This window comes from Mycolicibacterium doricum (assembly GCF_010728155.1).
In the GTDB taxonomy this organism is placed as follows: Bacteria; Actinomycetota; Actinomycetes; order Mycobacteriales; family Mycobacteriaceae; genus Mycobacterium; species Mycobacterium doricum.
Genome location: NZ_AP022605.1, coordinates 2,683,238 through 2,703,286, shown reverse-complemented (window position 1 = coordinate 2,703,286; position 20,049 = coordinate 2,683,238). Strand labels below are relative to the sequence as shown.

Below are 20,049 nucleotides of genomic sequence, written 5' to 3'. Positions count from 1 at the left end.
ATGACACACCACACGTTCGACACCAGGGGCCAGCGAAGCGACGGGGGATTCACCACCGTGCTGGTCGCCAACCGCGGAGAGATCGCCGTACGGGTCATCGCCACCCTGCGCGCGATGGGCATCCGCTCGGCGGCGGTGTACAGCGACGCCGACGCCGGCGCCCGCCACGTTGCGGAGGCCGACGTGGCGGTTCGGATCGGACCCGCCGCTGCCCGGCAGAGCTATCTCGACATCGACGCGGTCGTGTCCGCAGCGCGCCAGACCGGAGCCCAAGCCGTACACCCGGGTTATGGGTTCCTCTCGGAGAACGCCGATTTCGCCGCGGCACTAGAGGCCGCGGGCATCGTGTTCATCGGCCCGCCCGTCGGGGCGATCCGGACCATGGGCGACAAGATCGCGGCCAAGGCGACGGTCTCGCTGTTCGGCGTGCCCGTCGTCCCCGGGATCTCGCGCCCGGGGCTGACCGACGACGACCTGATCGGTGGCGCTGAGGAAGTCGGCTTCCCGGTGCTGGTGAAACCGGCGGCCGGTGGCGGCGGCAAGGGCATGCGGGTGGTGCGTGACCCGAGCGAGTTGCCCGCCGCGCTCATCTCGGCCCGCCGGGAGTCGGCCGCCGCGTTCGGTGACGACACGCTGTTCCTGGAACGGTTCGTGCTCAACCCGCGCCACATCGAGGTGCAGGTGCTCGCCGACGGGCACGGCAACATCGTGCATCTCGGCGAACGCGAGTGCAGTCTGCAGCGTCGCCATCAGAAGGTGATCGAGGAGGCGCCGTCGCCGCTGCTCGACGAGGCGACGCGCGCCCGGATCGGCGCGGCGGCGTGCGACACCGCGCGTAGCGTGGGCTATGCCGGCGCAGGCACGGTGGAGTTCATCGTGTCGGCCGACCGGCCCGACGAGTTCTTCTTCATGGAGATGAACACCCGCCTGCAGGTCGAGCACCCGGTCACCGAGATGGTCACCGGTGTCGACCTCGTCGAGCAGCAGATCCGCATCGCCGCGGGAGAGAAACTGACCATCGCCCAGGGCGACATCGTCATGACCGGGCACGCCGTCGAGGCCCGCGTCTACGCCGAAGACCCGGGCCGCGGCTTCCTGCCGACCGGTGGGACCGTCCACGGATTAGCGGAACCCACGGGCGTCGGCGTCCGTGTCGACTCGGGACTGAGCCGCGGCGCAGTGGTCGGCAGCGACTACGACCCGATGCTGGCCAAGGTGATCGCCCACGGGGCCGACCGTTCGGCCGCTCTGCGCGCGCTCGACCGCGCGCTCGCGCGGACGGCGGTCCTGGGCGTCGACACCAACGTCGACTTCCTGCGGTTCCTGCTCGCCGACCCAGACGTCGTCGCCGGCCGGCTCGACACCGGCCTGCTCGACCGCCGGGCGCCCGACTACACGCACGCGCCGGTGAGCGACGAGGCCCTGATCGCCGCGGCAGCCTACCTGTGGTTGCAGGCGTGGCCGGCACCCGGCGGTGACCTGTGGGCGGTGCCGACGGGGTGGCGCATCGGCGACCACGCGCCCACGACCCATCGCCTGCAGTCCGGTGAGCGCACCGACCACGTCCGCCTCACCGGCACCCCACAGGCTGCCAGGGCGAGGATCGAGGACGGCGAAACTCGTTCTTTGACAGCCACACTCGAGGGTGACCGGCTTGTCGTCACCATCGACGGTCTGCGCGCCGACTACCTCGTCGCCGCCGACGGCCGGCAGATGTGGCTGGCCGCCGACGGCCGGCAGATGTGGCTGGCCGCCGACGGCCGGCAGATGTGGCTGGCCGGCGGGGGCCGCACGGTCGCCGTCGCGGAGGTGCGCGAGGCTCCGGTGCGCCAGGACGACGCGCACAGCGGTGATGCCGAGTTGACCAGTCCGATGCCGGGTTCGGTGGTGGCCGTCGGCCCCGACGACGGCGCCGAGGTCGCCTCGGGCACTGTGGTGGTGACCGTCGAGGCGATGAAGATGGAACATGCCATGACCGCGCCGGTCGACGGCGTGGTGGAACTGCTCGTCGCGGTCGGTGACCAGGTGAAGGTGGGCCAGCCGCTGGCCCGGATTCGCGCTACCGACATAGGAGCGCAACAATCGTGACCGACTCCTCGGGTTTCTTGTCGTCCGGCACGCTGCCGGACCATTACGAACAGCTCGCCAATACTGTGCGCGATTTCGCCCGTACGGTCGTGGCGCCGGTGGCCGCCAAACACGACGAGGAGCATTCGTTCCCGTACCAGGTGGTGCGCGCCATGGCCGACATGGGACTGTTCGGCCTGCCGTTTCCCGAGGAGTACGGCGGGATGGGCGGGGACTACTTCGCGCTGTGCCTCGCGCTGGAGGAACTGGGCAAGGTCGACCAGAGCGTGGCGATCACGTTGGAGGCCGGCGTATCGCTCGGGGCAATGCCGGTGTACCGGTTCGGCAACGAGGCCCAGAAGCGTGAGTGGTTGCCGCAGTTGACCAGTGGCCAGGCGCTCGCAGCGTTCGGGTTGACCGAACCCGGCGGCGGCAGCGACGCGGGAGCCACCAAGACCACGGCCCGCCTCGACGACGGGCACTGGGTGATCAATGGCAGCAAGCAATTCATCACCAACTCGGGAACCGACATCACCAAGCTGGTGACGGTCACCGCCGTCACGGGTGAGACCGACGGGCGCAAGGAGATCTCGTCGATCCTCGTCCCCGTGCCCACCGACGGCTTCACCGCCGAACCGGCGTACAACAAGGTGGGGTGGAACGCCTCCGACACCCATCCGCTGTCGTTCGACGACGTGCGGGTGCCCGAGGAGAACCTGCTCGGTGAACGAGGGCGGGGTTACGCCAACTTCCTGCGCATCCTCGACGAGGGCCGCATCGCGATCGCCGCACTGTCGGTCGGCGCGGCGCAGGGTTGCGTGGACGAGAGCGTCCGCTACGCCAAGGACCGTGAAGCCTTCGGTCGCAGCATCGGAAGCAATCAGGCGATCGCCTTCAAGATCGCGCGGATGGAGACCCGTGCGCACGTCGCCCGCACCGCCTACTACGACGCCGCGGCTTTGATGCTGTCGGGTAGGCCGTTCAAGAAGGAGGCTGCGATCGCCAAACTCGTGGCCAGCGAGGCCGCGATGGACAACGCGCGCGATGCCACACAGATCTTCGGTGGCTACGGCTTCGTGAACGAGTTCACCGTCGCACGGCACTACCGCGACAGCAAGATCCTCGAGATCGGCGAGGGGACGACCGAAGTGCAGCTGATGCTGATCGCGAGACAGGCCGGCCTGTGACCGGAGAGGCCTCCGTGGGCAGCAAGGTCATCGCCCAGCGCGGACTGTGGTTCGAGGAGTTCGAGACCGGCGTGCTCTATCAGCACCGGCCGGGGCGCACCATCACCGAGGCCGACAACGTCCTGTTCACCACGCTGACCATGAACACCCAGGCGCTGCATCTCGACGCGGCCTTCTCGGATGCGATGCCGCCGTTCCACCAACGGTTGGTCAACTCGATGTTCACGCTGTCGACGCTGGTGGGTCTGTCGGTCGCACAGCTCACTCAGGGGACGATCGTCGCCAACCTGGGGTTCGGTGAGGTGGCGTTCCCGAAGCCCGTGTTCCACGGGGATACCCTCTACGCCGAGACCCAGGTGCTCGAGAAGCGCGAGTCCAAGAGCAGGCCGGGGGAGGGGATCGTCACCTTCTCCCACGTCGGGCGCAACCAGCACGGCGAGGTCGTCGCTACCGCAGCGCGGAAGGCCATGGTGCGCAAGCAGCCGGCCGAGGAGAACTGATGCTCGGCGACAACGGGCCCGGCTGGCTGTTCTGCCCGGCCGACCGGCCCGAACGGTTCGACAAGGCCGCTGCCGCAGCCGATGTGGTGATCCTCGACCTCGAGGACGGGGTGGCCGCCAAGGACCGGGAGGGGGCGCGCGCCGCGCTTGTCGACACCCCACTGGACCCGGCCCGCACCGTCGTCCGGGTCAACCCGGCGGCCACCTCCGACCACGCACTCGACCTGGAGGCGCTGGCACGCACGGACTACACCACGGTCATGCTGCCCAAGACCGAGAGCGCCGACCGGGTGAGCGCACTGGCGCCACTGAAGGTGGTGGTGCTCGTCGAGACACCGCTGGGCGCACTCAACGTCGTCGAGTCGACCCGCGCGGACAACGCGTTCGCGGTGATGTGGGGCGCCGAGGACCTGTTCGCAGCCACCGGTGGGACGGCCAACCGCTGGCCGGACGGAAGGTATCGGGACGTGGCGGTCCACGTGCGGTCCCAGACGCTGCTCGCGGCGAAAGCCTACGGGCGGTTGGCCCTGGACTCGGTATACCTCGACATCAAGAATCTCGACGGTCTGCGGGCCGAGGTCGACGACGCCGTCGCGGTCGGGTTCGATGCCAAGGTCGCGATCCACCCCACCCAGGTGGCGGTGATCCGTGACCGATTCCGACCCGCCGCCGAACAAGCCGACTGGGCGCGCCGGGTCCTCGACACGGCGCGCAATCAACGCGGCGTCTTCCAGTTCGAGGGCATAATGGTGGATGCCCCAGTGCTGAGGCGAGCGGAGCGCATCGTCGGGTTGGCGCCACACCCAGGCAACTAGCCGGCATCCCTACACCGGGGTTCCCGCTCTGACCGCCACACGCTGAGCACCTGAAGTCGTCGGACGGCCGAACATGCCGTCGATGCGACCTGAAGGAGGCGGTATGGCCGGCGTCGAGTTGGAACCCGTGCGGCTGGTCGGCGCCGACGGCGCACCGAGCGCACATCAGCGCTACAGCCGCGACCTGCCTCCCGAAACCCTGTCCTGGCTCTACGAGACGATGGTCGTCACCCGCGACCTCGACACCGAATTCGTGCACCTGCAGCGCCAGGGCGAACTGGCGCTCTACGCGTCCTGCCACGGTCAAGAGGCCGCACAGGTCGGCGCCACCGCCTGTCTGCGCAAGACCGACTGGTTGTTCCCGCAGTACCGGGAGATCGGCGCGTTTCTGTTGCGCGGCATCTCTCCGGCACAGCTGGCGGCGGTGTGGCGGGGTGCATGGCACGGCGGTCTGGGATTCACCGCGAAGTGCTGTGCGCCGATCTCCATCCCGATCGGTACCCAGGGCCTGCACGCCGTCGGCGCGGCCATGGCCGCCCAGCGCCTCGGCGAGAACTCCGTGACGGCGGTCTTCCTCGGGGACGGCGCCACCAGCGAAGGCGATGTGCACGAGGCGATGAATCTCGCCGCCCTCTACCAGGTGCCGTGCGTGTTCTTCGTGCAGAACAACCAGTGGGCGATCTCGGTTCCGGTGGAGCGCCAGGTGGCCGGGCCGTCGATCGCCCACCGCGCCGCCGGCTACGGCATGCCGGGGGTGCGGGTCGACGGCAACGACGTGCTGGCGTGCTTCGCGGTGATGGCGGAGGCGGCCGAGCGGGCCCGCGCGGGGAACGGGCCGACGCTGATCGAGGCGGTCACCTATCGGCTGGGGCCGCACACCACCTCCGACGACCCCGGCCGCTACCGCGACCAGTCGCAGGTGGACCGGTGGCGCGCGTTCGACCCGATTCCGCGGTACCGCGCCTACCTGCAGGGTGCAGGCGTGTGGACCGAACGGCTGGAGGACCGGGTGACGGCCAGGTCGAAACGGTTGCGCGCCGAACTTCGTGACGCGGTGGTCGGTGCGCCCGACGTCGATGTGGCCGAGGTGTTCGACACCGTCTACCACGACATCACCCCGGATCTCGCCGAGCAGCGCGACCGGTTGCTCGCCGAGGTGGCCAAGGAGGCGTGACATGACGCAGTTGATCGAGCGGCCCCCCGGTGCGAGCGGCGATGACCAGCCATTGTTCGCCGACGTCCCGCCCGTCACCGAGTCGACCATGGTGCAGGCGATCAACCGTGCCCTGCACGATGCGATGGCCGCCGACGACCGGGTGCTGGTGTTCGGTGAGGACGTCGCGACCCTGGGTGGGGTGTTCCGCGTGACCGAGGGGCTGGCCGAAACGTTCGGCGAGCAGCGATGTTTCGATACCCCGCTGGCCGAGTCGGCGATCGTCGGTATCGCGATCGGCATGGCGATCCGCGGTTTCGTTCCCGTGCCCGAGATCCAGTTCGACGGGTTCGCCGCACCGGCGTTCGACCAGGTGGTCAGTCATCTCGCGAAGTACCGCATGCGTACTCGCGGCGATGTCGACATGCCGGTGACGATCCGCATCCCGTCGTTCGGCGGAATCGGCGCGGTCGAACATCATTCGGAGTCGACGGAGACGTATTGGGTGCACACGGCGGGCCTCAAGGTGGTGACCCCGTCGAGTCCATCCGACGCGTACTGGCTGCTGCGGCACGCGATCGCTGCCCGCGACCCGGTCATCTATCTGGAACCGAAGCGGCGGTACTGGGCTCGGGAGACCGTGGACACCGCGAAGCCCGGTCTGCCGATCGGACGCGCTGCGGTGCGCCGCCAGGGCACCGACGTCACGGTGCTCACGTACGGACCGCTGGTGACGACGGCACTGGCCGCCGCGGATGCTGCGGCCGTTCACGGTTGGTCGCTCGAGGTCGTCGACCTGCGCTCGCTCAGCCCCCTCGACTTCGACACCGTGGCGGCATCGGTGGGCAGGACGGGGCGCGCGGTGGTGATGCACGAGGGCCCGCGGACACTCGGCTTCGGCGCCGAACTGGCCGCACGGATCTCCGAAGAGCTGTTCTACGACCTGGAGGCCCCGGTTCTGCGCGCCACCGGATTCGACACCCCGTATCCACCGGCGCGCCTGGAGAAGCTGTGGCTTCCCGGAGTGGACCGGCTGCTCGACTGCGTGCAGCGTGCCCTGGAGATGCCATGAGTGTGCACGATTTCCTGGTTCCGGACCTCGGCGAGGGCCTGCAGGACGCGACGATCACCTCGTGGGAGGTCGAGGTTGGGGACGAGGTGCAGCTCAACCAGACGCTGTGCACCGTGGAGACGAACAAGGCGGAGGTCGAGATCCCGAGCCCGCATGCCGGCCGGATCGTTGAGCGCGGGGGCGACGAGGGGCAGACGCTCGACGTGGGATCGCTACTGGTGCGGATCGCCACGTCGGTACCGGTTGGCTCCGAGCGCAGATCGGTGTTGGTCGGCTACGGCGCGGACGAGGCCATGGATTCGAGCAGACGCACCCGCGCACCATCCGGGCGTCCGCGGGCCAAACCGGCGGTGCGGAAGCTCGCGGCCGAGCTGAACGTCGATTTGTCCGCCGTCAGCGCCTCGGGTCCGGACGGGGTGGTCACCCGCGACGACGTGCAGCGTGCGGCGCAGAGGCGGGCACCGGCCCGGGAGCAGTTCACCGTCGGTGGTGTCCAGGCCGAGATGGCGCGGCGGATGTCGTTGGCGCGACGCGAGATCCCGGACGCCCACGCCAGCGTCACGGTCGACGGCGGCGCGCTGTTGCGGCTGCGGGACAGGCTGCATGACTCGGACCCGCCCGTGACGCCGTTCGTGTTGACCTTACGGTTGCTGACGGTGGCTCTGCGACACCACCGAGCGCTCAACGCGACATGGATCGAGACGGCGGACGGCCCGCAGATCCACCGGCACAGCGCCGTTCATCTCGGATTCGGCGTCGCCGCCCCGCGGGGGCTTCTGGTGCCGGTGATCGCCGACGCGCAGGACCAGACGACCCGCGAACTCGCAGCGGCGGTGGCGCGGATGGTCGAGGAGGCTCGCGCCGGCCGGATGCGGCCAGCCGAGTTGTCGGGGTCGACCTTCACCGTCTCCAATTTCGGCGCCCTAGGGCTGGATGACGGTGTGCCGGTGATCAACCACCCTGAGGCCGCGATCCTGGGGATGGGTTCTTTGAAGCCGCGTGCGGTGGTCGTCGACGGGGAGGTGGTCGCCCGCCCGACGATGACGTTGACGTGCGCTTTCGATCACCGGATCGCCGACGGGGCCACCGTTGCGGCATTCCTGGGCGAGCTGCGCGAGCTCGTCGAGACGCCGGAGCTCGCACTGCTCGACCTGTGACCTACCGGCGTTTGGCGGCAGCGAGCCGGCGGGCGAACTCCGGCGATTCGATGGAGGCCGCCTGGGGTCCGAGTTCGATGTCGACGGCCGTCCGGTGCTGGTCGGTGTCGACCGTTCCCGGGTTGGCGGTCGCGCGCATTGAGGCTTTCGTCGCCAGCACGACGTCGCGCGGTGCGGCTGCGGGCCCGGCGGCCAACTCTCGCGCGGCGGCGACGGGATCGTCGGCGACCTCGAGGGCAAGACCGTGGCGGACTGCGGCATCGGCGTCGAATCGCATGCCGAAAAGCAGTGCCGCCCGGGCCACCTCGGGACCCACGGCCCGCTGCAACATCCAGGTCGCCCCACCGCCGGGGTGGATGCCGAGCTTCTGGAAACGCGGGTCGAACAAGGCGTTGGGGCCGGCGATCCGGACGTCCGCCGCGAGCGCCAGGTTCAGCCCGGCGCCGACGGCCGCGCCATTGACGGCGGCGATGGTTGGCAGCGTGCAGTGCGCTATCGCGAGGAACCCGTCGTAGATTCGGCGCAGACCGTCTTCGGTCGCCTCACCCAGTGCGGTCAGATCCGCGCCCGCGCAGAACGCCTTGCCGGCTCCGGTGACGATCACCGTGTGCACCTCCGGGTCGGCCTCCGCCGCGTCGACGGCCGCGCGAAGTGCCGCCGACATCTCGAAGGTCACGGCGTTGCGACGGTCGGGGTCATTGACGGTGATCAGGGCGACGTGGTCGTCGACCTGCATCAGTACGGAATCAGCCACGCCATCACCCTATTCGGGCTCGTTGTCGTCCTTTGCGCTGAGGTAGCGGTGGGGGTGGAAGTGGTGGTTGAGGCGGGGTTGGCCGGTGTCGTGGTGTTTTGGTGGGTTCCAGTGGGTGCGTCCGTTGCCGGGGCGGTGGGTGGTCCTGGCGTGCCTCCCACTTTCCGGACTGCGGACCAAATAGGGTCCGAGCCGGAAAGGAATGAAGGGAATTGGCGAAGAAATACCAGAAATTCTCTCCAGAGTTTCGTGAGGAAGTCGTCAAACTCGTGGTGGAGGGGCAACAGCCTATCGCTAAGGTCGCTCGTGAACATGGGCTGAGTGAGACGACTGTCGGCAATTGGGTGCGCAAATACCGAGAGGAGCGCGCCGGGGACGAGCCGCCGCTGCAATTGTCAGAACGCGCGCGGCTACGCGAGTTGGAACGAGAGAACCGGGAAATGGCGATGGAACTCGCCTTCCTGAAAAAAGCGGCAGCGTACTTCGCGAGGAGCAGCGGTGAGCGAAATACGCGCTCATCGCCGCGGAGCACGCCGCCGCGCACGTCGCCGAGGCTCCCACCGTCGCCCAGATGACCCGCTGGCTGGGCGTGTCCAAGAGCGGCTATTACGAGTGGGCCGCGCGCCCGCCCAGTACGGCCGAGAAGCGCCGGGAGGAACTCAAGATCAAGATCGCCACGTTGTTCGACTCATTCGACGGCGCCTATGGGTATCGGCGCATCCACGCCGAGTTGGTCCGCGCCGGCGAACACGTCGGGGAAGAGTTGGTGCGAAAGCTGATGCGTGAGCTGAACCTTGTTGCGGTGCAACCGAAACCGTACAAACGCACCACAATCCCGGGTAAGCCCGAGCAGGCGGTGGCCGACCTGGTGGCCCGCGATTTCACCGCCGATAAGCCGGGGTTAAGTGCGTCGGCGACATCACCTACATCAAGACGTGGGAAGGCTGGCTGTATGTGGCGACAGTCATCGACTGCTTCAACAAAGAGGTGATCGGCTATGCCATGGCCGAGCACATGCGCACTGAGCTGGTCACCGACGCGCTGGATATGGCGGCCCGCAACCACCAGCTGGAGCAAGATTGCATTATGCATTCCGATCGCGGCACCCAATATATGTCTGCCGAGTATTCCGCCACGCTTAAGGAGTTCGGGCTGCGGCAATCGGTGGGCCGCACCGGGGTATGTTGGGATAATGCGCTCGCGGAATCGTTTTTCGCGAGTTTGAAGAATGAGCGGGTCCACCACATGGTGTACCCGACCCGGAAGGCGGCGAAGGAAGATATTGCACGCTACATCGAATTGTTCTACAATCGACGCAGAATTCATTCCGCACTCGGCTATCGGACACCGCACGAGGTCCGCATCGAGTACATGAATTCACAGCTCGCAGCGTAAATGGATGCGAAATCCGCAGTCCGGAAAACGCAGGGCAGCCCATCCAGCCGGTTTTGTCGATCATGAGGTTGGCGGGTTGGCAGGCCAGGGTGAGGTTGTCGATGTCGGTGCGCCCGCCGGTGCGGTAGTCGTGGGCGTGGTGGGCTTGGGTCCAGTAGAACGGCGCGGTGCAGTGCGGGTGGGTGCAGCCTTTGTCTCTGGCGAACAGGGCGAGGCGTTGGGCGGTGGTGGCGGTGCGTTTGGCGCGGCCGAGGTAGAGGATTTCTTCGGTGTGGTCGTCGAACACCGCCAGGTAGTGCCGGGAGGTGGCGGCCATGCGGATCAGGTCGCGGAGGGGGAGGCGGTTGCCGCCGCCGGTGTGGGCCCATCCGGCGGCGTGTTCGAGTTCGCTGAGGGTGGTGCTGGCGACGATGGTGGCGGGCACGCCGGCGACCTGACCGAGCCGGCCTGAGGCCACGGTGTCGCGCAGGACGGTTTTGATGGCGTCGTGGTGGCGTTGGCCGGCGGTGCGGTGGTCGCGGCCGGTGCGGGCGGCGTCGTGGGTGTCGTGGTGGGCGGCATCGTGGGTGTCGTGGTGGGTGTCGTGGTAGGTGTCGTGGTGGGTGTCGTGGTGGGGCAGGTTGGCGCCGGGGGCGGCGTGTTTGGCCAGCACCACATCGAGGAAGGCCCGGAATTCGGGGTCGATCCAGCCGTCGAGGTGGCTCATCCCGTCGGCTTGCTGGCGGCCTACCGTGACGGTGCGGCGGCGTTGTTGGGTGGGGTAGTCGGGTTCGGCGCCGTCCTGGTCGATGTGGGCCAGCAAGGTCTCGGCGACTTTGCGGAAGTCCTCGGGCACCAACGTCTGTGCGTGGGTGACGAGGTCGTGTTCGTAGTCGTCGCGGCGGGCGAACGACACCCATGTCGGCAGTCTTTTCACGAAGTCCTGGATGATCCGCACATGGGCGACGCCGATCACGCCGCGGGCTACTGCGTCAGCGGTGTGGGCGAGGTCGGTTTGGACGCGTTCGCCGGTGAGGGTGTAGCGGGGGCCCAGTTGTGTGGCGTCGGTGAGTCGTTGTGTGGCGTCTTTCTGGGTGATCCGCAGGTGGTTGGCCAGCACTTCGCGCAGGGAGGTGGCGCCGAGGCGGTGGGGGTCGGCTTCGGCGATCAGCCGTCCGGTCAACCGGTGCTCGACACTGGGCACGGCCCATACGGCGTGTTTGATGCGGTCGAGTTCGGCCAGCAGTTGCCGGTGTGGCAGGTCGTCGATGGGGGCGGTCTGCAAGTCGGTCACCGCCGCCAGCAGGCGGTCGACCGCGCCGTGAAAGTCCCCATCCATACCTCGAACACTAGTTCGAACCACCGACAAAACACCGCGAATTGGGACAGCAGAAACCCAAGTGGCCAAAGTGTTTGGTCATCGACGTCGGGAGTATTTGAGATACAGGTAGTCGGCGTGAGTGAGGGCGTGGTCGAGCGACATCCGCAGCGGCGAGGTGAGCGCTCCGCGGCCGTGGCCGACGTCTTGGACACCGGCCAGCGTCGGCGACAAGGTCACACAGATCTCGTCCACCGCGTCCGCCGCCACGAGCTCGTCAAGCAGGGTCGGGCCACCCTCGCAGAGGACGCGGCTCAGGCCGCGCGCCCGGAACTGGGCCACCACATCCGACACCTCGACGGTGTGTTCACCGGCGATGAGGACGTCGCGCCGTTGGTCTGCCCTCAAACCGCGTTCGTCGGCCGCGCACCGGCTGGTCACGAGGATGGGCCGCTGCGTGGGGTCGGCGAACAACGTGTCCGGCAAAAAGCCCGACAGGCTCACGACGGCGATCGGCGGGATCGGTCGGCCGGGGGGCCAGCGGTGCGGCATCGCATCGACTCGGACGGGGCCGTAGTGCTCGGCGCGCACCGTTCCGGCGCCCACCAGCACGACGTCGGCGAAACCCCGGAGTTCCCGGAGCAACGCCTGATCCAGTGGATCCGACAGGGGACCGGCGCGTCCGGCGAACGCGGCGGCGCCGTCCGCGCTGAAGATCATGTTGGCCCGCACCCCGATTGGCGGCCTGCGGTAGTACTCGATCAACTCGTCGAGGTCGGTGACGGCGGCGAGATGCGGCGCCACTAGGCCTCGTGTCCGGGTGTGACATCGCGGACGTCGGCGAAGGTCACCCAGTCCGTGAATTCACCCGGAGGCTGACCCGCGATCGGGTCGAGGACATGCCCGACATGGTCGCCGACCTCGAAGCGATCGAGGATCTTGCCGACGAACCAGGCCCCGGCGCCGTCGAGTACGGGCACTCCTTCGGGCCCGATGTGCCACGCGCAGCGATCGAATTTGTCTATTTCGTCGCCGGTTTCACCGCCGAAGAGTCGAGCCAGGTCGATGTTCTCGCGGGCGATGACGTGCACCGCGAGATGCGTCGCGTCCTGCGCCACCCGAAAAGTCTTGTTGCGCTTCGAAAGACCGATCAAGAAGCGCGGCGGGTTGATGCTGGTCTGGCTTGCGAAGCCCACCAGGCATCCCGACTTGACGTCACCGGCGCGGGTGGTGACCACGAACATCGGATAGTCCAGCAGCGCCACGAGTGACTCGAATGATTCCGCTCCCGATTCCGGCATCGTCACAGTGTCCATGCCATCCGGCGGTTCGGTTGACCCACCCTGTGTTCATACCGGGAAGTGGTGCGTTATTCGCCCACTCCCTCGTAGTGTGGAACGCCGCGCTCACGGAAGCGGCGTCCGGTCATCTTCTGCGGCTCGATCCGGATGAAGTTGTCCCGCCGGCCCTCCACCCACGGCTCGACGAAGGTTCCGGACACTTCCGTCAGCTCGTCGATATCGGTGATCGGATGTGCCGTTCCGACCACAGTCACGCTCCACCCGGTGTGCAGATCGGCGTCCAGCTCGTCAGCCTCGAACGCGACCACGGAGTTCTGGTTCGCTGCGGCGAGCTTCGCCCCGCCGGCCACCCGGATGATGACGTCGTCGCGCTTCATCCGGAAGTTGACCGGGTGGACGGCGGGCAACCCCTCCTCGGTGAACACCAGACGGCCCACGCGCACACCGGCCAGCAGATCGAGGCACTGCCTGCGGTTGAGGACATCGAGTTGCTGCCCCTTGGACATGGTCATCAATCTCCCTGCGCCAGTCGCGCAAACCCGTTGTCGGGTTCCGCCGCATCACCAGTGTCCGCCAGGCTACCCATACTGTGGAAGGGACCAAAGGCCCTACGCCACCGCTGCGGTTGCAACCGATACTGGCCAAGTCCGGATGGTGAGCCGGCGAAGGGATTGGCGAGGGATGTCGACTGCGGGCCAATCAGGCATCGTCGTAGGGGTCGACGGGTCACCGAGTTCCGATGTTGCCGTGCGCTGGGCGGCGCGTGAGGCGGTGATGCGCGGGGTTCGCCTCGTGCTCGTCCACGTCCTTTCCACGGATGTCACCGCTGTGTGGGCGATGGCGGTTCCCGCTGCGCCGCTCCCTGCCGAGTTCTTCGAGAGCAGGGAGCGGGCGGCGCGCACGGTGCTCGCCGCAGCCGAGGCGCTGGCGACCGAGAGTGGTGCAGTCGACGTCACGACGGACTTCGTATACGCCGCACAGGTGCCCGGGCTCGTCGACGCCGCCAAGGGAGCCGACATGGTCGTGGTCGGAACACGTGGGCACGGCGCGGTGAAGCGTCTGCTGCTCGGCTCGGTGAGCACCGGGCTGCTGCATCACGCAAGATGCCCGGTCGCGGTCGCGGTCGTCGGCGCCGACAGCGAGACCGCGCCCGCCACCGGCCCGGTCGTGGTGGGTGTGGACGGTTCTCGTGCCTCGCAGCGCGCGGTGGAGATCGCGTTCGAAGAGGCGTCCATGCGGGGCGTCGACCTGGTTGCCCTGCACAGTTGGAGTGACCGCAGCGAGTCTCTTCACCCCTACGTCGACTGGGCGACGGTGCAGGTGCCGGCAGAGGAGACGCTGGCGGTGAGCCTGGCAGGCTGGTGTGAGCGTTACCCGGACGTGACGGTACACCGTGAGTCGGTGTTCGACAGGCCCGTCGAGCATCTGCTCGAACGCTCGGAGGGCGCACAGCTCCTCGTCGTGGGTAGCCACGGCCGCGGTGGGTTCGCAGGAATGCTGCTGGGTTCGGTCAGCACCGCCGTGGTGCAGGCCGCGCGCGTACCGGTGATCGTGGCCCGGGGCCGGTGAGCGTCCCCGACGATCCGCGCGCGACGCGCCCCCGGCAGGGATCGAACCTGCGACCAACCGCTTAGAAGGCGGCTGCTCTATCCGCTGAGCTACGGAGGCAGCGGAGACACTCTAGCTCAACCACTGCCAACCGATGGATGGGTCGATGCCCGGTGCCGGCCGTGATCATGCACCCCACAAGGGACATGGAAGCTGGGTCGGCCGGTGTATCCCGCCGCACGCAGGCACCCCACCGCTCAGCGCGCAAAGCCGTCCCCGCCGGGGCGGCTGGTACTAGCGTGGTGTCACCAGTCACTGTCGACAGGAGGACACGGGTGGCAACGAGCGACGTGCCGGAATTGGATGCCGCGGGCTTGTCGGAGGAGCTCAGCCCGTTCGACCAGATCCTGCACCGCGGCGAGGCCAACCCCCGGACCCGCTCGGGAATCCTGACGATCGAGATCCTCGACACCACGCCGGACTGGGACCGGTTCCGCATCCGCTTCGAACACGCCTCTCGCAAGGTGTTGCGCCTGCGTCAGAAGGTCGTGACGCCGACCCTGCCGACGGCCGCGCCGCGATGGGTCGTGGACCCGGACTTCAACCTCGACTTCCACGTCCGTCGGATCCGCATCCCGGAGCCCGGCAGCAAGCGCCAGCTGATCGACCTTGCCGAGATCGCCCTTCAGTCACCCCTGGACATCTCGCGTCCGCTGTGGACCGCCACCCTCGTCGAGGGGCTCGGGGGTGGTCGAGCCGCGACCATGCTGCACTTCAGCCATGCGGTGACCGACGGAGTGGGCGGTGTCGAGATGTTCGCCAGCGTCTACGACCCGCAGCGTGACCCGCCGCCCAGCGACGCACCGCCACTGCCGATTCCGCAGGACCTCTCGCCGAACGACCTCATGCGCCAAGGGCTCAGCCGGTTGCCCTTCTCCATCCTCGGCGGTGTCCGCGGCGCACTTGGGGGTGCGGCGAGCGTGGTGGGCAAGGTGGTGCGTGACCCGGTCTCGTCGGTGGGCGGTGTGGTGGACTACGCGAGGTCCAGCGCACGCGTGGTGGGCTCGGTTGCCGAGCCATCTCCGCTGCTGCGCCGGCGCAGCCTGTCGACACGCAGCGAGGCGATCGACATGTCCCTCGGCGACCTGCACAGGGCGGCCAAGGCGGCGGGCGGCTCCATCAACGACGCCTATCTGGCGGCCCTGTGCGGGGCGCTGCGTCTCTACCACGACGCGTTCGGCCTGCCTGTCGCCACGTTGCCGATGGCCGTACCGGTCAGCCTGCGGTCGGATGCCGACCCCGCGGGTGGCAACCGGTTCGTCGGGGTCAACCTCGCCGCGCCGATCGGCGTGGTCGACCCCCGAGAGCGCATCAGCAAGGTGCGCGCGCAGATGACACACAAGCGCGAGGAGCGCGCGCTCGACATGGTCGGGGCCATCTCACCCGTGGCGAGCCTGCTGCCCGACACGGTGCTCGAGGCCATCGCCGGATCGGTCGTCAACTCCGACGTCCAAGCCAGCAACGTGCCCGTGTACGCCGGGGACACCTACATCGCTGGAGCAAAGGTTCTGCGCCAGTACGGGATGGGGCCGCTGCCAGGTGTCGCGATGATGGTGGTGCTGGTGTCGCGTTCGGGCTTCTGCACGGTCACCGCCCGCTACGACCGTGCGTCGATCACCGATCCGGACTTGTTCGCCGAGTGTCTGCTGGCCGGTTTCGACGAGGTACTCGCCATCGGTGGTCCCGGCAGGGCCGGCCCAGCATCGTTCACCCGGCAGTCCGATAACCCCTCATCGAACGCGAGTGCGCCACAATGAGTCGGGACGACGGTCAGCAGTCCGAGCGCCGCGCCCTGCGGCTACCCGGATCGGTCGCGGAGATCCTCGCCTCACCCGAGGGGCCGCAGGTCGGCGCATTCTTCGATCTCGACGGCACACTGGTGGCAGGGTTCACCGGCGTCATCATGACCCGGGATCGGTTGCGCAGCAGGCAGATGAGTGTGGGTGAGTTCATCGGCATCGTGCAGGCCGGGCTCAACCACCAACTCGGCCGGTCGGAATTCGAGGACCTCATCGGCAAAGGTGCCCGCATGTTGCGCGGCAGCTCGCTCAGCGACGTCGACGAACTCGCCGAACGGCTGTTCCTGCAGCACGTCCGCGACCGGATCTATCCCGAGATGCGCGATCTGGTGCGCGCCCACATGGCGAGGGGCCACACCGTCGTGCTGAGTTCGTCGGCGTTGACGGTGCAGGTGGAACCCGTAGCACAGTACCTCGGTGTCCGGAATGTGCTGAGCAACAAATTCGTGACGGACGAGAATGGGTGCATCACCGGTGAGGTCGTCCGGCCCATCCTGTGGGGGCCCGGCAAGGCCCGTGCGGTACAGGTCTTTGCGGCCAGCAACGGCGTCGACCTTTCGAAGAGTTACTTCTACGCCGACGGGGACGAGGACGTCGCTCTCATGTACCTCGTCGGCAACCCGCGGCCGACCAACCCGGCGGGCAAGCTCGCCGCCGTGGCGGCCAAGCGCGGGTGGCCGGTTCTCCGGTTTACCAGTCGCAGCGGGAGCAATCCCGTGTCCCAACTGCGGACCGTCGCCGCCATCGGCTCTGTGGTCCCGGTCGCCGCCAGCGCCATTGGTGTGGGCCTGCTCAGCCGCAACCGCCGTACCGGCGTCAACTTCTTCACCTCGACGTGGGGTCGGATGCTGCTCACCACTGCGGGCATCAACCTCAACGTCCTGGGCCGGGAGAACCTGACGGCGCAGCGGCCCGCGGTGTTCCTCTTCAACCACCGCAACCAGGCCGACCCGCTGATCGCCGGCAGGCTGGTCGAACGCGATTTCACCACGGTGGCCAAGAAGGAGCTCGAGAACGACCCGCTGATCGGCACCATCGGCAAGGTGATGGACGCCGCGTTCATCGACCGCGACGACCGCAAGGCCGCGGTGGAAGGGTTGCGCAAGGTCGAGGAGCTTGCGCGCAAGGGTATTTCGATACTCATCGCCCCCGAGGGCACGCGCCTGGACACCACCGAGGTGGGGGAGTTCAAGAAGGGACCGTTCCGCATCGCGATGTCGGCCGGAATCCCAATCGTGCCCATCGTCATCCGCAACGCGGAGGTCGTCGCCGCGCGCGATTCGAGCACGTTCAACCCAGGCACGGTGGACATCGCCGTCTACCCCCCGATCCCCACCGACGACTGGACGGTGGAGGATCTGCCGCACCGCATCGCGGAGGTTCGGCAAATCTACCTCGACTCCCTCAAGGCGTGGCCGCACCGGACGCTGCCGGTGCCCGCGCTGTACAAGCGATCGCCGGGCGAGACGGTGGAGCCGAGGAAGGTTGCGGAGAATTCGGCCGACAACCCCGCCAAGAAGGCCGACAAGAAGGCGCCCGCCAAGAACGCCGCGGTGAAAGGCCGACAGTGAAGCTGCCCGACGACCACTACGCCGGCTTCACCACCACCGACGACGCACTGGTGCTTGCGGTGGCGTCATCGCCGGCCGAGATGGGGCTGCTCGACGAGTGGCTGGCGGCCCAACGACGTGACAATTCCGACGTCAACGTCGAGGTCCTGAAGCTACCCGTCGACGGTGAGCCCTCGCCGGGTGTGCTGGCCGAACTGGTCGAGGAACTGGAGGCCGATGAGGACCGCACCGTCGTCCCGGTGCGCGTCTTCTGGGTGCCCGCGGGTCTGCCCACGCGGTCGAAGGTGGTGGCGCTCGTCTCGGGTCGCGACACATACCGCCCGCCCGAGGTGCTGCAGCGCCGCATCCTCAAACGCGACCGGACCCGGGCCCGCGTCATCGCCGGTGAGCCCGCCAAGGTCTCCGAGTTGCGCCAGCAGTGGCACGACCACACGGTGGCCGAGAGCCCCGGGCAATTCGCGCATTTCGTCATCCGCCGGGCGATGCTCGCCATCGAGCGCGTCGAATACCGGCTGCTGGGTCCGGAGTACAAGTCGCCCCGGCTGGTCAAGCCGGAGATCCTCACTTCCACCAGATTCCGTGCCGGTCTCGAGCAGATCCCCGGCGCGACGGTCGAAGAGGCCGGCAAGATTCTCGATGAGCTCGCCACCGGGTGGAGTCGGGTGTCGGTGGATCTCATTCCGAACCTCAGCCGGCTGATCACGCGTCGAGGTTTCGATCCCCATTTCGACTACGACCAGTCCGAGATCGCCCGTCTGCGGCAGGATCTGGAGAACCATCCGGCGGTGCTGCTGTTCTCTCATCGGTCCTATCTCGACGGGGCGGTGGTGCCCGCGGCGATGCAGGAGAACCGGCTGCCCCCGGTGCACATGTTCGCGGGGCTCAACTTGTCCTTCGGCTTCATGGGACCGCTGCTGCGCCGTTCCGGCGTGATCTTCATCCGCCGCAACGTCGCCGGCGACCCGCTCTACAAGTACATACTCAAGGAGTACGTCGGCTACGTCGTCGAGAAGCGGTTCAACCTGAGCTGGTCCATCGAGGGCACCCGGTCCCGAACCGGGAAGATGCTGCCTCCGAAACTCGGCCTGCTGGCCTACGTCGCCGACGCCTACCTGGCCGGCCGCAGTGACGACATCCTCTTGCAACCGGTGTCGATCAGTTTCGACCAGCTGCACGAGGTCTCGGAGTACGCCGACTACGCCCGCGGCGGCGAGAAGACTCCCGAGGGGCTGAGCTGGCTGTACAACTACATCAAGGCGCAGGGGGATCGCAGCTACGGCAAGATCTATGTGCGCTTCCCCGAGGCGGTTTCGATGCGTCACTACCTCGGTGAGCCCGGCGGTCCGATCGCCCACGACAAGTCGGGAAGACGACTGGCGATGCACAAGATGGCCTTCGAGGTGGCCTGGCGAATCCTGCAGGTGACGCCGATCAACGCGACGGCGTTGGTGTCGGCACTGCTGCTGTCCACCCGCGGTGTCGCGCTCACCCTCGACCAGCTGCACCACACCCTGCAGGACGGGCTCGACTATCTGATGCGTAGAGATATCCCGCTGACCAACAGCGCGCTTCGGCTGCGCACCCCCGGCGGTGTGCTCTCCGCGGTCGACGCGCTATCCAACGGTCACCCCGTCACAAAGGTCGACAGCGGGCGTGAACCGGTGTGGCACATCGCCGCCGAGAACGAACACAAGGCCGCGTTCTACCGCAACACACTGATCCACGCCTTCCTCGAGACGTCGATCGTGGAGCTGGCGCTGGCGTACGCAGCGCGCGCCGACGGTGACCCGGTGCAGGCGTTCTGGTCGCAGGCGGCACGACTGCGCGATTTGCTGAAGTTCGACTTCTACTTCGCCAACTCCGCGGCGTTTCGAGAGCACGTCGCCGAGGAGATGTCGTGGCGCGCCGACTGGGACTCCCAGGTGGCGGCCGGCGGTGAGCGGATCGACACTCTCTTGCGCGAGAAACGGCCCCTGATGGCGGGTGCGATGCTGCGGCCGTTCTTCGAGGCGTACGAGATCCTGGCGAGCGCATTGCGCGACCTCCCTGCCCACGTCGAGGAGAAAGAGCTCACGAAGCGAGCCATGGGGTTGGGCCGCCAGTACGTCGCCCAGAACCGGGTGCGCAGCAACGAGTCGGTGTCGGCGCTGCTGTTCACCACCGCGCGGCAGGTCGCCGCCGACCAGCAGCTGCTGGAGCCCGGCGACGACCTCCAGGCGCGCCGTACGGCTTTCTGCGAGGAATTGTGCGAGATCCTCGCAGACGTGGACAAGGTCGACCGGTACGCGGGCGACCAGTTCGCTGCGCGGGAAGCCGAACGTCGCCGGGCGAAGAGCAGGTGAACCGCCCACCAGGGTGACGGCGAACACGCCA

18 protein-coding genes, 1 tRNA gene and 2 pseudogenes are annotated in these 20,049 nt (G+C 67.9%); 14 read left to right on the top strand and 7 right to left on the bottom strand.

The features are described from left to right. The 7 genes from G6N07_RS13180 to G6N07_RS13150 all read left to right on the top strand — a co-directional run bounded on the left by G6N07_RS13180 (position 1) and on the right by G6N07_RS13150 (position 7,951). Complete coding sequence (locus G6N07_RS13180; RefSeq protein WP_085187459.1) at positions 1-2,088, top strand: acetyl/propionyl/methylcrotonyl-CoA carboxylase subunit alpha; 2,088 nt, start codon at positions 1-3, stop codon at positions 2,086-2,088. Then, positions 2,085-3,254 (top strand): acyl-CoA dehydrogenase family protein, encoded by a 1,170-nt coding sequence (locus G6N07_RS13175; protein ID WP_085187462.1) that lies wholly within the window; start codon positions 2,085-2,087, stop codon positions 3,252-3,254. Before G6N07_RS13180 ends, G6N07_RS13175 begins: the two co-directional genes overlap by 4 nt. 14 nt (positions 3,255-3,268) lie before the next feature. Next, the gene (locus tag G6N07_RS13170; protein WP_099050109.1) at positions 3,269-3,754 is read left to right on the top strand and encodes a MaoC family dehydratase; all 486 of its coding nucleotides are present in this window, start codon (positions 3,269-3,271) and stop codon (positions 3,752-3,754) included. Further along, positions 3,754-4,569, top strand: coding sequence for an HpcH/HpaI aldolase/citrate lyase family protein (locus G6N07_RS13165; protein ID WP_179959989.1), 816 nt, complete (start codon positions 3,754-3,756; stop codon positions 4,567-4,569). Before G6N07_RS13170 ends, G6N07_RS13165 begins: the two co-directional genes overlap by 1 nt. A gap of 103 nt (positions 4,570-4,672) precedes the next feature. Then, positions 4,673-5,743, top strand: coding sequence for a pyruvate dehydrogenase (acetyl-transferring) E1 component subunit alpha (gene pdhA / locus G6N07_RS13160; protein WP_085187471.1), 1,071 nt, complete (start codon positions 4,673-4,675; stop codon positions 5,741-5,743). A 1-nt stretch (position 5,744) separates the two neighbouring features. After that, entirely contained in the window at positions 5,745-6,794 is a 1,050-nt protein-coding gene (locus G6N07_RS13155; RefSeq protein WP_085187474.1) for an alpha-ketoacid dehydrogenase subunit beta, read from the top strand. Next, positions 6,791-7,951, top strand: a complete 1,161-nt coding sequence (locus G6N07_RS13150) for a dihydrolipoamide acetyltransferase family protein (protein WP_085187477.1) — start codon at positions 6,791-6,793, stop codon at positions 7,949-7,951. The genes G6N07_RS13155 and G6N07_RS13150 overlap by 4 nt, the downstream gene beginning before the upstream one ends. 1 nt (position 7,952) lies before the next feature. Here G6N07_RS13150 and G6N07_RS13145 read toward each other — a convergent pair whose 3' ends face one another. Both G6N07_RS13145 and G6N07_RS21045 read right to left on the bottom strand, forming a co-directional pair. Beyond that, complete coding sequence (locus G6N07_RS13145) at positions 7,953-8,705, bottom strand: enoyl-CoA hydratase (RefSeq protein WP_085187479.1); 753 nt, start codon at positions 8,703-8,705, stop codon at positions 7,953-7,955. Positions 8,706-8,714: 9 nt separating this feature from the next. Then, a pseudogene (locus tag G6N07_RS21045) lies at positions 8,715-8,849 on the bottom strand (HNH endonuclease signature motif containing protein); the annotation flags it as partial. Positions 8,850-8,917: 68 nt separating this feature from the next. On the opposite strand from G6N07_RS21045, the gene G6N07_RS21040 reads away from it, so the two are divergent. The 3 genes from G6N07_RS21040 to G6N07_RS21030 are packed head-to-tail and all read left to right on the top strand — an operon-like array spanning position 8,918 to position 10,100. Next, a complete protein-coding gene (locus G6N07_RS21040; protein WP_404822133.1) occupies positions 8,918-9,280 on the top strand; it encodes a transposase in 363 nt (120 codons plus the stop codon). After that, positions 9,277-9,696 (top strand): IS3 family transposase, encoded by a 420-nt coding sequence (locus G6N07_RS21035; RefSeq protein WP_404822132.1) that lies wholly within the window; start codon positions 9,277-9,279, stop codon positions 9,694-9,696. Before G6N07_RS21040 ends, G6N07_RS21035 begins: the two co-directional genes overlap by 4 nt. Beyond that, positions 9,660-10,100 (top strand): IS3 family transposase, encoded by a 441-nt coding sequence (locus tag G6N07_RS21030; protein WP_404822131.1) that lies wholly within the window; start codon positions 9,660-9,662, stop codon positions 10,098-10,100. The genes G6N07_RS21035 and G6N07_RS21030 overlap by 37 nt, the downstream gene beginning before the upstream one ends. A 43-nt stretch (positions 10,101-10,143) precedes the next feature. On the opposite strand, the pseudogene G6N07_RS13135 reads toward G6N07_RS21030, so the two are convergent. From G6N07_RS13135 to G6N07_RS13120, 4 genes and pseudogenes are all read right to left on the bottom strand, one after another. Continuing rightward, positions 10,144-11,418: pseudogene (locus G6N07_RS13135) on the bottom strand (DUF222 domain-containing protein); the annotation flags it as partial. A 78-nt stretch (positions 11,419-11,496) separates the two neighbouring features. Then, positions 11,497-12,201 carry a pyrimidine reductase family protein gene (locus G6N07_RS13130; protein ID WP_085189716.1) on the bottom strand — a complete coding sequence of 235 codons (705 nt, stop codon included), beginning with the start codon at positions 12,199-12,201 and terminating at the stop codon, positions 11,497-11,499. Next, the gene (locus G6N07_RS13125) at positions 12,201-12,698 is read right to left on the bottom strand and encodes a flavin reductase family protein (protein ID WP_085189960.1); all 498 of its coding nucleotides are present in this window, start codon (positions 12,696-12,698) and stop codon (positions 12,201-12,203) included. Before G6N07_RS13125 ends, G6N07_RS13130 begins: the two co-directional genes overlap by 1 nt. 68 nt (positions 12,699-12,766) lie before the next feature. Further along, entirely contained in the window at positions 12,767-13,204 is a 438-nt protein-coding gene (locus tag G6N07_RS13120; RefSeq protein ID WP_165756755.1) for a pyridoxamine 5'-phosphate oxidase family protein, read from the bottom strand. A 175-nt stretch (positions 13,205-13,379) separates the two neighbouring features. Here G6N07_RS13120 and G6N07_RS13115 point away from each other — a divergent pair, with 175 nt between their 5' ends. After that, entirely contained in the window at positions 13,380-14,267 is an 888-nt protein-coding gene (locus G6N07_RS13115) for a universal stress protein (protein WP_085189719.1), read from the top strand. Positions 14,268-14,293: 26 nt separating this feature from the next. Here the strand turns inward: G6N07_RS13115 and G6N07_RS13110 are convergent. Then, positions 14,294-14,366, bottom strand: a tRNA-Arg gene (locus G6N07_RS13110). A gap of 215 nt (positions 14,367-14,581) precedes the next feature. Here G6N07_RS13110 and G6N07_RS13105 point away from each other — a divergent pair. The 3 genes from G6N07_RS13105 to G6N07_RS13095 are packed head-to-tail and all read left to right on the top strand — an operon-like array spanning position 14,582 to position 20,018. Further along, entirely contained in the window at positions 14,582-16,063 is a 1,482-nt protein-coding gene (locus G6N07_RS13105) for a wax ester/triacylglycerol synthase family O-acyltransferase (protein ID WP_085189721.1), read from the top strand. Beyond that, positions 16,060-17,676: an HAD-IB family hydrolase/lysophospholipid acyltransferase family protein gene (locus G6N07_RS13100; protein WP_085189723.1), complete on the top strand. Its 1,617-nt coding sequence runs from the start codon at positions 16,060-16,062 to the stop codon at positions 17,674-17,676. Before G6N07_RS13105 ends, G6N07_RS13100 begins: the two co-directional genes overlap by 4 nt. After that, a complete protein-coding gene (locus G6N07_RS13095) occupies positions 17,673-20,018 on the top strand; it encodes a glycerol-3-phosphate 1-O-acyltransferase (protein ID WP_085189725.1) in 2,346 nt (781 codons plus the stop codon). The genes G6N07_RS13100 and G6N07_RS13095 overlap by 4 nt, the downstream gene beginning before the upstream one ends. Positions 20,019-20,049: the final 31 nt, after the last annotated feature.

Coding starts and splice junctions, on each gene's coding strand:
- G6N07_RS13180 (WP_085187459.1), top strand. CDS start 1: ATGACACACCACACGTTCGACACCAGGGGCCAGCGAAGCGACGGGGGA.
- G6N07_RS13165 (WP_179959989.1), top strand. CDS start 3,754: ATGCTCGGCGACAACGGGCCCGGCTGGCTGTTCTGCCCGGCCGACCGG.
- pdhA (WP_085187471.1), top strand. CDS start 4,673: ATGGCCGGCGTCGAGTTGGAACCCGTGCGGCTGGTCGGCGCCGACGGC.
- G6N07_RS13155 (WP_085187474.1), top strand. CDS start 5,745: ATGACGCAGTTGATCGAGCGGCCCCCCGGTGCGAGCGGCGATGACCAG.
- G6N07_RS13150 (WP_085187477.1), top strand. CDS start 6,791: ATGAGTGTGCACGATTTCCTGGTTCCGGACCTCGGCGAGGGCCTGCAG.
- G6N07_RS21035 (WP_404822132.1), top strand. CDS start 9,277: ATGACCCGCTGGCTGGGCGTGTCCAAGAGCGGCTATTACGAGTGGGCC.
- G6N07_RS13125 (WP_085189960.1), bottom strand. CDS start 12,698: ATGCCGGAATCGGGAGCGGAATCATTCGAGTCACTCGTGGCGCTGCTG.
- G6N07_RS13120 (WP_165756755.1), bottom strand. CDS start 13,204: ATGTCCAAGGGGCAGCAACTCGATGTCCTCAACCGCAGGCAGTGCCTC.
- G6N07_RS13115 (WP_085189719.1), top strand. CDS start 13,380: ATGTCGACTGCGGGCCAATCAGGCATCGTCGTAGGGGTCGACGGGTCA.
- G6N07_RS13100 (WP_085189723.1), top strand. CDS start 16,060: ATGAGTCGGGACGACGGTCAGCAGTCCGAGCGCCGCGCCCTGCGGCTA.